The sequence below is a fragment of the Bacteroidales bacterium genome (genome assembly GCA_016707785.1).
Classification (GTDB): Bacteria; Bacteroidota; Bacteroidia; order Bacteroidales; family UBA4417; genus UBA4417.
Genome location: JADJGZ010000036.1, coordinates 1 through 15,294 on the forward strand (window position 1 = coordinate 1; position 15,294 = coordinate 15,294).

Consider the following 15,294-nt stretch of genomic DNA (forward strand, 5'->3'; position numbering starts at 1 on the left):
GCATAATATGAGCCGTGTAAATCGAGAGGTTCAGGCCTGTCCCGAAACTTTTATCGGGATACGGTTCTGTGAGAGGTTTTGGGGTGAAATCCCCCTACCTACTCGACTGTAGCCAGTTATTTATTTATAATTTTAATTTTCCTTTCCTGACTTTCAATCGCAAAGAATAACTACAATCGACAGCTTTACCACTTTGCTTTCCAGAAACCCAGTTTTGCTTTTTTGAGAGAAAGTCAATTATAGATTTTTCCATTTTGGGATCTATACTATTTATAATCTGAAAACCATATGATTTGTCATTGCAATTAACGACAAACCATATTTTAATTTCTCCATTAGAATTTCCATCAATTTCCAACTCTTCATTTAATATTTTTTCAAGTTTATCGAACCCATCCTTATATGAAGGAGATTGTTCAACAAAGGTGAAAAATACGATTCTTATTACAAGCTTCGCTACTGTCACAATAATATGTTTTTAGTCCTTTTGATGTTTGAACAGTAATTTTACTTTGTCCAAAAACTGAAACTCCGAAGAACAAAGCGCAAATTATTCCTAATACTTTCATTACTTTTTTTATTTTGTTTTAATTGGCTACAACGTATATATATCCAATAATCGCAGATATATTCTGATATTCGAAAGTCCTTACATCTGTTTATAAATAATATAAGTGCAAATATAATTAAACAACCTGCTTCTTCATACTGAAAATGATTTATTTATTGGAGATCTGTAAAACTTCAAAACATTATAGTTTTAAAAATCAGGAAAAATTCACTGAATACAATAAGCTATGCTGACGAAACCTCATTCAGGTCGTATTTTAAATGTATTCACGAAAACCGCGGCATTGTATGACATATGTGTCAGTTCATCACATGACTGGAATACACACCATTTTGGGGCAAGGTATTCCCAGGTCATTCCTTTCTCAATTCCGGTTTGCTAAATTACTTCATCAACCTCAGTGATGATTTGAAGAATCTTAAGTGAAAATCTTGGGTAAGTTGCTTGCTCCCTGGTGAAGTTGATTATTGTTCTGGATAATCCTGTAAATATAAATATGTGAGGAAGTTGCAATGGCTAATTTATTATTGCGGATCGCTAACCTGCAATCGTCGCCATAACCAAGATCAAGATTTAATCCCGTTTTTACTGTCCCAATCAGTTTCCCTGCCTCATCAAAATGGCTATTTCATCCGATCAGAACTCATGATCCAGTATTCCTGGTTTTCTTACTGCGATGCCTAAGTCGACAACCATTCCACCATAAACATCGTAAGGGGTTTGGCCGGTTTTTACAATTCCACCAATATTATTTATAATTTGATAGTCGTAGAAAGTTCCAGATGGCGGCAAACCCGTCATCAGTCTTTGCAATATCAGATAAATAGGGAATTAGAGCCACTAAGCATCATTGTTTTGGTGTTTTGCCTGATTGTATATCAAAGACCTTCATTTGCCGTTAAACTTCTCATCTGAACCCAAATTACATCATCGTCAAGGCAATCCCGGCAGGAATTTCCTCAAATCCGGAAATGCTTAGAGTGTCGAGGTATTTATCTTCCAGGTAACTGTAGTTTAAAACTTCACCCTCTGCAACATAATTGCCATTCACATAACCAGTTTCATTGAAATAGAATATCCAGAGATTATTGTTTTGATCCCAGTCGATCCCTTTTATTTGCTCAATCCCGGCAAAGCTTGTTTCAGCTTCCAGCTCATAATGAACGGTAAAGCCTGTGGTATCCCATTGCGGGGTTTTCACTTTCAGAATATTGCTACCCTAGATTTTTCCTTATTCATTATACACGTATAATCTGAAGCAATGTTCCGTTTGGGCTGATGGTCCCGCCTGCCTCATTATAATTCTCTTTTGAAATTGTAAAGCTTGTATCTGTCACATTGGTTCCTATGTATACCAATGATCCATTTTCATCGTTCAGGATGTTTGCATGATACTCACCGCCGATGTAAAGTCTGTATTCCCTGAAATCACTGCCATAACTGTGTGACCATGATAATGCAATTGAACTGGGTTTGATTTCAGTGGGCTGGTTTAGGGTAACCGGATCTGGTAATATCAGTGATTCAATTTCGCGATGGTTATTGTTCAACTCAATGGTATCTGTTAAACTACTGAATGAGGAATCAAGCAGGATTTCTCAACTTTCATAATATAGGTGCCTGATGTTAAGCCATTCACTTCAAAATATCCTTCCTCATTGGTTGTTGTGCTCCGGTCATTATTAATTGGAAATATGGGCATCTTTCTTTGCCCTTCCATTTTCATCATAAATGTATCCCGCTAATATGGAGAATCCTTTCTCCATCGGCGGTTGTGTATTCTTCCAGGGAGTTTTCCTTCGACTGAACCACCATGTAAATCATGACCTCATCGGAAGTATTTACCTGTCCGCGCTTGCCGGCCGGGACCACCCTGATCCTGGTATCAGATAATTATTTTGTCGGATAACATCAGCCTGAGGATTGGTTGAGTATTTTAGAGACGCTGCTTATTAATCCTGTTTCATTAATTACTGAGGTAACTTAACCCCTTCGTAAGTGTTTGTATAATAGGCTCCCAAAGGCCCACTTACCGTATAATGAATACTATCTTCTTTGAATGAAGCCCCGGAATGATAGCCAAAAAAAGCACCTGTTGGGGAATTATAAAAACCGTTAGAGTTGTGGTAAATCATTGTACTCCCCTGATAACTATGTTTTATATCATCTGTGGTTAAAATGTTCAGCATATTGAATGCGTTGTTTTTTACAACCGTCAGGGTGTCTTGAAAATAATTCTCAGAACCATTATTTGAATGTGCTACTTTACAAAAATACGTTCCGATGTAATCATTTCTATAGTCATAGGTCACTGAATCGATTGCATCTGTTGTTACCTCATACTGAAATCTTTTCATATTGTTATTATCATCCGAAATCTCAAAATCCAAAACGAGATTATTCGTTATGGTAATTTGATATGGCCCTTCTCCTGTTAAGGTATCAGGAGTATACCATGTAATTGTGTAGTCACCAATATCATATTTGGGCTTTACATCGAAAAGTATTGAAATATGTTTATCAGGGTAATAAATAATTTCATTTGCAGTATATACATAGTCTATTGTTACGTCTTTTGGTTTCTCACACGAATAAAATAAAAGCACTAAAATTGAGAAATAAAGAATTTTAGGGTTTAATTTTATTTTTTGAATCTGATTGAAGAAAGTTTTCATAAAAGATGTTTTTAAGGCCTTATTCGTAAATGCTTTCACAGGGTTGTCGGTAAAGTGTCAGGATTAAACTTTGCTATGCATTTTATGTACAAGGTTTCCTGATAAGCAAAGAACAGGTATCAGATAATTAAAAGGTAGGGAAATACAAGCTAAAAGATTGATTGAGCTTAGTTTAGTAGGTATTTTAAGATGATAATTCGTATGAGTGATTAGGAAGTCAAGAGGTTGAACCATTAGCCGGGATCAGAATAATTGAGTAATTTACTATATAGACAACTGAAATGCATTTTACCCTTACAGGGGGAGCAGTTATTTTTTATTGAGAAAAGGTAAGAGTTTGATTCAATTGGTGTATGCGATACCTTGTAACAGGCTTTCAGGCATATATCCAATGGCTTTCTTGGGAAGCACAAGTTTGAACCTCAGTAAAAGAGTACCCAAAGTAAAATCTAAAAACCGGTCGCATTTAGCGTGTGGTCACAACTGTCATTGTTTTTTTACCAATGTCTCTAATTGACTAATTAATTTCTCCGGTCTTGATGGGAAGTTAGCATCTCTGTCAACAATATTACCATTAGCATCAATAATTGAAAAGCGGGGGAGTGAGAGTTTTCCTTTCATGATCTTTTCGGTAATACCTTTTAAAAAATCACTTCTTAACTGAACATAATAATTATATCCATTTAAATTATACTTTATAACATTTGCTTGCCATCTTTCAATACTCTTTTGATGCAAAACACTATCCGTTTCAAGTTTTTCCAACGCAATATATAATCTAATGATATGATTTTCTTTCATAAAACTATCTATCTGATCATTATGCCTGAGCTCTTCTATGCATTGGCTGCACCATGATGCCCAGAAATCAACATAAATAATTTGTCCTTTGAATTTCGCAAATAGCTCATCAAGTGATTTTACATTTTCAACAAAAACTATTGAGTCAGATTCACTTTTTGCTGTGCCCTGTGCAAAAATAGAAGATGGAATTGCTAAGAAACCTAATAGCATCAATTTTAAGAATTGTGACTTCATAATTTTTTGTTTTTATAGTTGATAACGTTAGCATTTTTCAAATATTCTCTCAGCATTTTTATACATTAAATGATCCACTAAATCCAGCGCATCACTTATTGTGATCCAGTTTTCAATTACCAACTCAGTTAAGGCTTGAGCAATCCCTTTGCGGGCAACAAAGGCATGTCCAATTATATTTTCGACTATCTTATCATCGCCTCCAAATGTGAAGATTTTATTGTTGGGTACGGTAAGTATAAACTTTTTCAAAAAATCTTTAGCTGCCAAAGGATTCATTGACCAGGACCAGCACATATCAATGTATGTGTTTGAATAGTTTTTTGCTAACGATAGCATTTCCTCATAGTGAGGATAACAAAGATGGAAAAAGACAAATTTTGTATTTGGAGATTGTTTGCACAGTGACGCACAATCTAACGGGTTATCCTTTATCCATTGCATATTCATAACATTGTTCATGGCCCATTGGCCTGTATGCATTTTTACAGGTAATCCATATGCTGTAGCTTTATCAACGCAATACCAAAACAAATGGTCCTGAAGTTTTTTCTCTTCCCCGGGACTAATGTTTTGTAAGCTGATTTTTTTAGAAAATATATTTTCGACTTCATTGGCTTCAACCCTTTCAAAATCAAGCCTTCTGAAATATGCATTCCCAATTTTCACACCCTTTGCAATTTGGTTACCTTGAATAAACCACCAATCAATTAGAGAGTGCCAATCTGACAGGGAATTAATTTTAAAGTTTTCGGGTACAGAATAGGGCTTTACCGCTACCTGAATAAGTCCATTTAATGCAATATCCTGAAATAATAAGTCAGGTGACTCGCTTTTTTTAAATGCATTAACAGGGGAATGCACATGACAATGCTTAATATTTGCTATATCCTGAATAATATGCTTATAAAATCCTTTTTTTCTTGTTGATTCGTATTTATTCTGTAACTCCATAATATTATCTTCAGAAATTTCGTCGATACCATAAAGTACCTTGATCGTATTTCGAAAAACCATTCCTGAAGCTGTGTTTTTTAAATCTGGCCAGTATTCATGTAAAATGTGCCACTTTTCTACAGGATTTAAATGATTTGAGAATAAATTATCAAACTTTTCTTTTGGTATTCCGGCTGATATCAAGTCGAAGCCAAAATAATGATTAAGCAGTAAAGCCCAATCATCACAAGGAATTATTGGTTCTGTACAATCCAACCTTTCAGACTCATCAATCAAATGCTCATGAGTATCGATAAATGGCGTTTCAAAAACCTTTTTCCCTATTAAATCTTCAATAATTTCCATTTAATTATTTCTTTCTCGGTGACAGGCCAACATATTGGCGCAACGTCTCGCAAATATATGCCGTTGCCGACTGCGGATTGTTATCTTGTCGATCCTCACTAAAGTTATTGCGGCTGTAAACTTCCAATTCTGCATGTAAACGGCAATTGTCATATATTTTGCTGTTATGGCCAGTTTTTCTTGTTACTCATTGTATTCATATTAGTCATTCACAATTAGTTTTAAATTTGAATGAACTGATGGTGTTGATAAGGAAACAATATATATTCCCGGAGTCAATTTCCTTTTGTCGATTTGAAATTTATAATTTCCGCATACTAATTTTGCATTTGTGATCGAATAAATTTCAATACCGGTTAAACTGTAAATTGACAGGGATACTTTTCCCGTTCCAGCGATATCAAATGAAATGAATGAATTGTCTGATAAGGGATTGGGACAGATAGTAAATTCATTCACACAAAAAGGTTCGTCTATCGCATAGGAAATTAATCCTTTCAGATAATTGATGTATCCATTATCTATCTCATTGTATGTTGCATTAAAGACTGAATAATCCATGCCTGAATTAAAGAACTCTCTGATTTTTTCATAGCCTCCATGATACTCAAGAATGTACTCGAAAAACATGTCACCCAGAAAATAGATATCCAGCACCTGGTTTGGGTTTGTGCTGATATGCTCCAGGTTCACATCTACATTATATTCCTTTGCATAAGCATTAAACAGCCAGTTAATTTCCCACAGACTATGTTCCGGAATCTCCCATCCTAAAGAATGGCGCTGACTGAAGTCAGCTGTACCTTCAGCCCAGAAACCACCAGGTATTTGCCACATAAAGTGGTTATAGAAGATGTGAAAAAATTCATGAGCACACATTCCGTTATATCCGAAATACTTACTATAATAAATCTGTTCGTTATAATTATAATTGGGTGAAAGTTCAATTACCAGGTCTCCACCGCAGGCGACACCACCATTAAAATAATCATCATAGTTCAATAACTGCATCCCAATTTGTTCAGTGGGAACAATAACCACATTAAAACGATGATTTGGCTTAAACTTGTAGTTATCCTGATAAAAAGAGTAGGCACCTTCAAAATATGATACTATCTCAGAGAAATGGGTTGAATCTGATATTGAGCCGTAAAAATCAAAATCAGCTTTGGATGCAAGTAGCTTTATCCTTATATTTTCTGGTTCGGTATAGAAATACTTTAAATAGGCAGGCCATTGGTTATTGATAAAGGAAGAGGCTCCAGGACCAACACTCAGATAGCTCCACCCCGAAAGTAATTGTCCTTCTATGTTACTTACTATCAAATCTTTCTTCAATGTATTGCATATCCCTGAAGTATCAGATATAAAATTAAAATCCGGGATGGGGTTAATGCTTAGATATTTTATAATAGAATCTCTGTGAGGTCTGAATCCGGATTCATACAATCCGAATCCTTCCAGGAAATGGGGAGGTAAATTATCGCGGGTACTCATAAATTTTTTTTCAACCGCCAGCTGCGAGAATTCATTTTGTGCCAGTGTATGAAGATCTGAATAATAACTTACCTGAGCAGGATTTGATAAAAGAGCAAGGTAAATTTCAAGTGTAGATGAATTATGAAAACCACATTTCCATGTTGGAGTTTCCGGGTTAATAATATCGAAGTCTTGCCTATCAGCGTAATAAACTTTGATTTTCTGATTTTCATTAAAAAGGTTTTCTTTTCCGGGCCTGTCCCATAGAGAACTTAGTTTTTCAAATTGGTTTTCAAGTACGTCGTTTATTTCCAGATAGTAATCTGAATTTCCCGGAATATTGGTGTAAAACTCAAAATGATCAGTATTACCAACCAATTCAAACGGTACAGGCGGTGTGTAACTTTTTACACTAAAATTATCCAACAGGAAATTAATACCTGCATTTGCATCTGCCTCGTATTGAAATGCAAAATAGATTGATTCATTAGAATTATCAATGATGATATGGTCTATACTATGCCAAATATTTTCACTTTCACCTAGCGAATAACTGAGCTCTGTCCAGTTCGATTGCAATACATTCCCATTATAAATATTGGTATAGAAGAGTTTTGGTTTTGGTCCGGTATTATTAAACCAGGTGTCAAAATTGATTTTTAACTGAGTAGCCCCTTCACAATTAATTGGCTTTGTAATGAGCCAATCATTCTGCATAAGTTCTGTCTTTTCAAAACGCATACATTGCCCGGGATTTCCATTCCAGGGTATTATATGCCAGTAATGCCACCCCTGCAGATTTTCCGTAGTCCATTTTGTAAAGATACCTTCGGCACTTATGGTTTCTTCAAAATCGTCGAAGAACGGAAGCTCAATTTTTTCCTGTGCACTGGCATTAATTGAAATTATCAGTGCCATAATTAGAAATTGAAATTTAATATTTTTCATAGTCAGCTTTTTAAAATTGGCCGCAACGTATGCATATCCGAATAATCGCAGTTATTTTCTGATATACGAAAGTTGTTACTTCTGTTGATTAATAATACAAGCCCAAATATACTTAAACAACCAGGATGTTCTTACCTGAAATACCCATCTTATTTTAAGTGATGATCTGTAATCCTGCCAATAATTATATTTTAAAATATGCGATGGATATTTTAGTATCTAATAAGCTGTGTGCTTACGAAACCAATTGCAGCCGTCATTTTTACCTATTAAAGAAAATCGTGGTATTGTATGAGATATACGTTGCAGTTCATCACTTTATTGAAAAACTCACAATAACTTAACTCCAATGTTCCTGCAACTATCAACCTGGTCAAGGATTAAATGCTGTCGGAGCCGTTTTCCCGACTAGCGGCCGGCATTCTGGGTTCTTAAGCCTTCAATGAGAGTTCTAATACCTTCCTTTGGTGTAGTTGATTCAATATTAAATCGTTTTTCAAATTTGGTGCTATCAAAAATATAATCTTGTTCATATTGGTACATCATCTCAGGGAATTCCCGCATTATTGGTATAAACAATCCAAGTATTTTGATCATCCAGACTGGTACAGTTTGAATTTTAGGCTCAACCTTAAGTTCATTTGCGATTAACTGAATCCATTGCAGATTGGTTAATTTTTCTTTTGTTGTTGGTACATGCCATATTTGGTTATAGGCATCAATGGTGTTACCAAGCAAAGCAGTTGCCTTAGCTGCATCAGGTGTATATGTATAGGTGTGGATTTTGTTGATATTGCCGAATGCTTGTGCTTTTTTTCCTTTTATTAAATTATCAACAACCATCATACTTAAAGCGCTGTTTTTATTATCCGGCCCATAAAAGTCAGCTGATTTGGCAATAAGCGCTGTCAAAGCATTCTTCTCCACTTCATTCATGATCATTTCATGCAACTGCTGCCTGACCTTTCCTTTTTTACTAGGGGCGTTCATAGGAGATGCCTCGGTCATTCCTGGAATAGCGGATTTGTCATACATGTAAACATTATCAAAGAATACGAGTTTTGCCTGGTGTGTTTTACAGGCATCAATTACCGCTTTCATGAATGGCGGCCATGTATTTTCCCAAACACTTAACTTGTATTCAAAGCCAATGGTAACATAAACCACATCACTTCCCGCTATTGCTTTGTCAATCTGTGAAAGGTCGTTTAAATCAATCGGGAAGAGTTCATCTGTTTCATTTACCTTCTTTGGGTTCCTGCTAACCAAACGAATTTTATCGGTATATTTTGTTAATTCCTTTGCTAATGGAGTCCCAATCGCTCCTCCTGATCCTAATATTGTTTGCATGGTTATCTTATTTGGTTTGCCCTGTTATATTAGTTATGATTCCTGATTTTGCCAGTCGCTAATGTATGGCAATCCGAATAATGCAGTTATATTCTGATATCCGAAAGCCCTTACAGCTGTTAAGTAATACAAGTCCAAATATACTCAATCAGCATACATTTTCATACCTGAAGTGCATATCTATTTATGTCTGGCATCTGACCAAACGTTTTATAGTAACAAAAAATACCTTGAAATTGTTGAGCCCTAATCATTCCCATTGTATCCCTATTCATAGCTGTAATACTTACGCCTATATAGATAAATTCCTCATTTGAAATTTGTGTCCATTTGGGTAATTTGTGGCTGTTTTCTTCCTTCTGCACTTTACTCTCAATTAGAAGCTTAAACCAGATATTTGAGCATTTGATCCAATTTTACCCAAACTCACTGCCTGTTTCAGGCTACTAAGTCAATGGCATAGCTTTTATTTCATGATTATAGCAAATCAGGATCTTAGTCATAGTTTACTTTATCCTGGTTTTCGAATAATTGACGCTTTAATTCCAGTTCGCGGTGAAGTTTTTCTTTCAGCAATTGACGATCTGGAAGTTCTGTGAGATATTCAGCTACTTTAATACCTGCTTTTTCCAATTGAAGAAGTTCAATTTGTTCTGTATTTCCTTCAGCACAAAGAATTAATCCCAGCGGAGGGAATTCTTCTTGCTGCATTTCGTGTTTCTCAAGCCATCTGAGGTACAATTCCATCTGCCCTTTGTCAGCGGCTTTAAACTTGCCTAGTTTAAGCTCAATAGCGATCAGACGCTTAAGTTTTCTATGGAAGAAAAGCAGGTCAAGATAAAAATCCTCACAATCAATAATCATGCGCTTTTGTCGTTCTACAAAGGTAAAGCCAACGCCTAGTTCCATGATAAACTGTTCTAATTCATGTAAAATAGCATCTTCAAGCATTTTCTCGGAAAAAGTGTTTTTTAATCCGGTAAAATTGAGAAAGTAAGGACTTCTAAAAACCAGGTCGGGACTGATATTTCCAGTATCTTTAAGTGAGGTAATTTCTTTCTTTATAAGTTCTTCAGGCTTTTTGCTTATTGCTGTCCGCTCAAATAACATCCCATCAATTTTGTTCCTTAAAGTTTTCACGCTCCAGCCTTCCAGCAGGCACATCTGAGTGTAAAACTCACGTTGTAAGGGGTCTTTGATGGGGATCAATGCTATGAAGTGAGTCCAGCTCAATTGTCGTATGAGCGATACGACAATTTTCCGGTCATCAAATACCTGGGCAAATTGCATCATACGCCTTAGATTTTTCTCTTCGAAACTTTTTCCATACCTACTGGTTAAATGTCGTGCAACAGATACGACAATCTGCTTGCCGTATTCAGCACGTTTATTATCCAAAAAATCCTTATTGATTCTTTTCCCAACTTGCCAGTAAGTTATTGTTAATACTGCATTGGCTGTAGCGGCCAGCTTTTTCCTGTTTTCTTCAATCAGGAATATTAAATCGTTGACCAATAAATCATATGATTTATTTAATTTCTTCATACCAGATAAATCCTTAAGTGAAATTGTATATAAAATATTTATAATGTATATATATCCTAATAATCGCAGTTATATTCTGATATCCAATAGTCCTAACAGCTGTTAAGTAATACAAGTCCAAATATACTCAATCAGCATGCATATTCATGCCTGAAACACACATATTTATTTGGGTTCTGGCCTCAGATCAAACGATATACTATAGCCTGGAAATTTGGCAATTGTTGTACGTGAAATACTTCTGGTGTATCACATCCTTACCAGTTCGGCTTTCTCCATCAGTAAAATCCTATTATTTGAAATTTGTGTCCATTTGTGCCGCATTTGCGCAATTTGTGGCTATTTTCTTTCTCCTTAAATTTACTTTCAGGCAGAAGGTAAATCCACCCATTATGAATGCCTGCCTGCACCGATAGTTCCACCCGGCAAGCAATTATTCATTAAAGAGAGAGGTAAATGAAAAGTAAGATTGCAGTTTATTTCTCCTTACTCACCAGTCGGCCCACAAAATCAAACAGCAGCCTGATCCCCACAGCAGTGCCTCCGGCCGTGCGATAGCCATCCTTTTTATCCAGGAAAGCAGGCCCTGCAATATCCAGGTGGATCCAGGGGTAATCAGTGAAATGTTCAAGGAATTTCCCTGCCGTAATGGCCCCTGCAAAAGGGCCTCCAATATTTTTCAGGTCGGCGATATCGCTTTTCAGCAGCTCCGCATACTCCTCCCAGAAAGGGAACTCCGCAATCCGCTCATGTACCTGCAATCCTGATTCTTTGAGCTTATCCATATATTTCCCGGCACCTGCATGCATCCCTACCATGCCATATTTCCCGATAGCAGCATGAGCTGCCCCGGTCAGGGTGGCCAGGTCAATCACCAGCATAGGATTCAGATTCTTTGCATAACAAAGGGCATCGGCCAGCAATAACCTGCCCTCGGCATCGGTATTCAGCACTTCCACGGTGGTTCCATCCATGATGGTAATCACATCTCCGGGGACATAAGCATTGCCATCCGGACGATTATCCGTGGCCGGCATCAGGGCGATCACATGATAGGGGAGGCCTGCCTTTGCAATGGCATATATAGCCCCTGCTGCAGCTGCCGATCCTGCCATATCACATTTCATGGTATCCATGCTATTGCTGGGTTTCAGGCTCAGTCCGCCTGTGTCATATACCACACCTTTGCCAACTATTACCAAAGGTTTTTTATTGAGGGGTTTTTCAGGCTTGTATTCCAGGATGGTAAAGGTCGGAGGGTCCATACTGCCCTTGTTCACCGCCAGGAGTCCACCCATGCGCAGGGCTTCAATTTTCTGCTTATTCAGTATTTCAGATTTTATACCTGCTTCCTGTGCCATCTTTTCAAAGGCAGCTGCCAGGGCTTCTGCATTCAGTGCCGACAGCGGTTCATTCACCAGCGTGCGGGCCTGGTAAACCGCATCACACACTATGGCTAGTTGTTCAATGCTTTCTTTTTTGCATTCCCTTGAGTGAATCAGGATGGATTCCAGCGTAGATTCCTTTTCCTGCGCATCTTTGCGGTATTTCAGGAACTGGTAGTTGCCAAGCATCATTCCTTCAGCAAAGGCAAGTGTCAGCTCAGGATGCTTTGATAAATCCCATATAGCCAGTCTCTTTATTTTGAAATCATTGAGAGCGCCAAGGATGCTCTCTCCTTTTTTGCGCCATTTCTCCAGTTCCTTTGCACTGCTTTTGCCTTTTGAGGGCTTTGCAATGAAGAAGTGTTTCCCCAGTCGGTTCAGGCTTACAAGGTCTTTATCTTTTACCGAGAAGCGTTGTGCGAGGTAGTCAGTTTCTTCTTTGCTGAAGTAATTCTCGGGTAAGTCTTTCAGGTGGTTAACAAAGATCAGGAGGTTTTCTTCGGATATTTTCTTCTTCGTGCTTAGCGATAGGGTTGGTAACATGGCATAGGGTTTTGGAGTGCAAAAGTACTTAATTTGTGCTAAGAACAGAGTGCTGAGTGCTGAGTGCTGAGCCCGCCTGACCGAGGGGGATTACTTGTTTTATTACAAAACTGTCTCAGTCGGGCAGGTGCTGAGGTTGTGGTTGGAGAATTCGTTATTTAAGGGTAAGATAGTGCTGGTTGGAAGAAAGGAGTCCACAAATGCACACTAATGTCGGCACGAATGCACACGAATGAATCCGAGGAAATCAGCGTCCGTCAGCTGACGGATCCGTTTCATCCCTGCCTCGCCGGCAGGCAGGCGCGTTCCATTTGCCGAGCAACATGATAACTGCATAGAATACCCTTGGGACTCCCAGCACTCAGCACTCAGCACCCAGCACTCAGCACCCAACTTTCTCCCCCATAAAACAATTCCCTCCTCCCATCGTTAAACTAAAAACCACCCGCCTATGCGCTTCCTCTTCACCTTCCTGATTCTGGTACTATTATTTAATTCATTATCTGCACAGTACTCCGGGTTTCATTTCCCGAAAACGGCCCTCAGTCAATTATCATCCCAGGCCATTGATCGCATTGAAAACGGTGAATCCATCCTTCCTGATCATAAATCTGAACCCGGACCGGTATCAGGTGTGGCTCAGCTCAGGGCTAAATATCATGAACTGAAAGGACTGGAACAAAGGATTCTTATGGGTAACAGCCGTATGCCTTCCTCCGATACCCTTTGGGTTACCGATACCCTGGAAATTACCGGCAACTGGTTTCACGAAGGAGCTATCATTGTTGCGCTGGACGGGTTTCTCCACTTCAGGAATGCCCAGGCCACCATACTGGGCGATATCTTTATTTTCGGAAGCAATGCCCGCATTCAGTCCGACTCCTCCACCCTTAATATTCCCCAGGCTTTTTTCTATCAAAGGGTACTGTTTGCCCTGAGTGGTGGTAAGATCAGTTACCGCAATACCACTGTGGACCATAGCGGACTATCGCATAATATCATCCTTGCCGACAGTTCCAGCCTCGAACTGATCAATGTCACCAATAAAGGATTCACAACCAATGGTATTTACGGGAAATCGGAGGTTTATATCGACGGCACCAACCAGGCAGGGGAATTCATTATGATGGAACAATCGAAGCTGGAATTCCACAATGCCAATACAGTCCTGCTCTGGCACCAGTTTCCGGAGGGAGCAAGTGTGAATTTCAGTTTCCCTGGTGCCGACACTGTGAATTCCTATAGGTTCAATGCTGCTACCCCCGGAGTATCTGGAATTGAGTTTGATGTCCTCATCGACCAGTGTACCGATGTGATGTGGGGAATGATGCCGGAGAATAATACCAATATCCATATCAGCAATTCCGAAATACGCGCCATCGGACTCTGGTTTATGGGTTCCGATTCAGTAACGGTAAGCGGATTAGTGGATCGTTCAACCTATGCCGATTTCCTGGCTCCTCTTTCTGACCGCACACTTCGTCTGACCAACAGCAAGGTTACCACCTGGAGCATTTATCCCATGGAGAAGTCGCATGTCGACCTGAGTGCCTGTATTGTTGGGGAAGTAGGGACTGGAGGCCGTTCCAGCCTTCTTGGACAACAATATTTCTGTGATGGTTCCGGAGGCTATGTATGGGCATCGGATTCAAGCATGATGATCAACGGGTTTTCCTATGTGTCGGGGTATGTGCGCAGCCAGGCCCATGGAACTGTGATCCTTGCCTACACTTCCCTTTCAGCCGGGTTCCCAACAGCTATGCAATATTCACTGCTGATGGTGCTTCAGTGCACATTACCTGCCGAGCCAAGAATTTATGATTATGCCGCCGCCTGGTACGCCTATATTGACCAGCCTTTTGAGGTGGCGGCCGATCAGACCGTTGCCGTAACGGGCTCTGCCTGGATTGACAAAATGCCCGGCAGCACCTGGATGGATTTCAGGAAATACCAGCTTTTTTACCAGTTGGCGGAGGCCAATACCTGGACTGAGATACCAGTGGATTCCCTCAATGAAAAAAGGGATGAGGTGCTGGCTTACTGGAATACTGCCGGACTTGAGCCAGGGCAGTACATCCTGAAACTTGTGCTTACCGATGAATGGGGCAACAAGGCGGATGCTATTAAAGCTGTGCAGGTTCAGGCAGCTTATGGCATGAATGAGGCGCCATCAAAGGCAATGAGAATATTTCCCAATCCGGCTAAAGGCCAACTGACGGTTGAACTTCCGGAAGAAATCACTGATGCACAGTTGAAGGTTTCTGATATAAGCGGTAAAACTCTTTTTACCCGAAAATCTGAAAATTATGGTGAAAATAAGGTGATGCTGTCACTGGACGGACTGCTGCCCGGTTGTTATTTGCTGAATGTTGCCAATCGCGGGAAACAGTATTTTCATAAATTTATCGTCTATTAGGGGACTCAATGATGTTATTTGGGAGTTTCAGACATTTGATAA

14 protein-coding genes are annotated in these 15,294 nt (G+C 38.9%); 1 reads left to right on the plus strand and 13 read right to left on the minus strand.

All coding sequences use genetic code 11. The features are described from left to right. Positions 1-124 precede the first annotated feature (124 nt). From IPH84_16275 to IPH84_16335, 13 genes are all read right to left on the minus strand, one after another. Positions 125-466, minus strand: coding sequence for a hypothetical protein (locus tag IPH84_16275; GenBank protein MBK7174744.1), 342 nt, complete (start codon positions 464-466; stop codon positions 125-127). Positions 467-1,207: 741 nt separating this feature from the next. Beyond that, positions 1,208-1,372, minus strand: a complete 165-nt coding sequence (locus IPH84_16280; protein MBK7174745.1) for a hypothetical protein — start codon at positions 1,370-1,372, stop codon at positions 1,208-1,210. Between the two features lie 121 nt (positions 1,373-1,493). Then, a complete protein-coding gene (locus IPH84_16285) occupies positions 1,494-1,772 on the minus strand; it encodes a hypothetical protein (protein ID MBK7174746.1) in 279 nt (92 codons plus the stop codon). A gap of 37 nt (positions 1,773-1,809) precedes the next feature. Beyond that, positions 1,810-2,121, minus strand: coding sequence for a fibronectin type III domain-containing protein (locus IPH84_16290; GenBank protein ID MBK7174747.1), 312 nt, complete (start codon positions 2,119-2,121; stop codon positions 1,810-1,812). Between the two features lie 14 nt (positions 2,122-2,135). Beyond that, positions 2,136-2,297, minus strand: a complete 162-nt coding sequence (locus tag IPH84_16295; protein MBK7174748.1) for a carboxypeptidase regulatory-like domain-containing protein — start codon at positions 2,295-2,297, stop codon at positions 2,136-2,138. Beyond that, positions 2,297-2,443, minus strand: a complete 147-nt coding sequence (locus tag IPH84_16300) for a hypothetical protein (protein ID MBK7174749.1) — start codon at positions 2,441-2,443, stop codon at positions 2,297-2,299. The genes IPH84_16295 and IPH84_16300 overlap by 1 nt, the downstream gene beginning before the upstream one ends. 98 nt (positions 2,444-2,541) lie before the next feature. Continuing rightward, positions 2,542-3,246 carry a hypothetical protein gene (locus IPH84_16305; GenBank protein MBK7174750.1) on the minus strand — a complete coding sequence of 235 codons (705 nt, stop codon included), beginning with the start codon at positions 3,244-3,246 and terminating at the stop codon, positions 2,542-2,544. 486 nt (positions 3,247-3,732) lie between these two features. Continuing rightward, positions 3,733-4,284: a hypothetical protein gene (locus tag IPH84_16310; protein MBK7174751.1), complete on the minus strand. Its 552-nt coding sequence runs from the start codon at positions 4,282-4,284 to the stop codon at positions 3,733-3,735. Between the two features lie 27 nt (positions 4,285-4,311). Then, positions 4,312-5,586 carry an amidohydrolase family protein gene (locus IPH84_16315; protein MBK7174752.1) on the minus strand — a complete coding sequence of 425 codons (1,275 nt, stop codon included), beginning with the start codon at positions 5,584-5,586 and terminating at the stop codon, positions 4,312-4,314. Between the two features lie 201 nt (positions 5,587-5,787). Next, on the minus strand, positions 5,788-7,983 hold the full coding sequence (locus IPH84_16320; protein ID MBK7174753.1) for a T9SS type A sorting domain-containing protein: 2,196 nt from the start codon (positions 7,981-7,983) through the stop codon (positions 5,788-5,790). Positions 7,984-8,421: 438 nt separating this feature from the next. After that, complete coding sequence (locus IPH84_16325; protein MBK7174754.1) at positions 8,422-9,363, minus strand: NAD-dependent epimerase/dehydratase family protein; 942 nt, start codon at positions 9,361-9,363, stop codon at positions 8,422-8,424. 495 nt (positions 9,364-9,858) lie between these two features. Beyond that, complete coding sequence (locus tag IPH84_16330; GenBank protein ID MBK7174755.1) at positions 9,859-10,908, minus strand: DUF1016 family protein; 1,050 nt, start codon at positions 10,906-10,908, stop codon at positions 9,859-9,861. A gap of 476 nt (positions 10,909-11,384) precedes the next feature. Next, on the minus strand, positions 11,385-12,836 hold the full coding sequence (locus IPH84_16335) for a leucyl aminopeptidase (protein ID MBK7174756.1): 1,452 nt from the start codon (positions 12,834-12,836) through the stop codon (positions 11,385-11,387). Between the two features lie 451 nt (positions 12,837-13,287). Between IPH84_16335 and IPH84_16340 the strand changes: the two genes are divergently transcribed. Continuing rightward, on the plus strand, positions 13,288-15,252 hold the full coding sequence (locus IPH84_16340; GenBank protein MBK7174757.1) for a T9SS type A sorting domain-containing protein: 1,965 nt from the start codon (positions 13,288-13,290) through the stop codon (positions 15,250-15,252). Positions 15,253-15,294 lie beyond the last annotated feature (42 nt).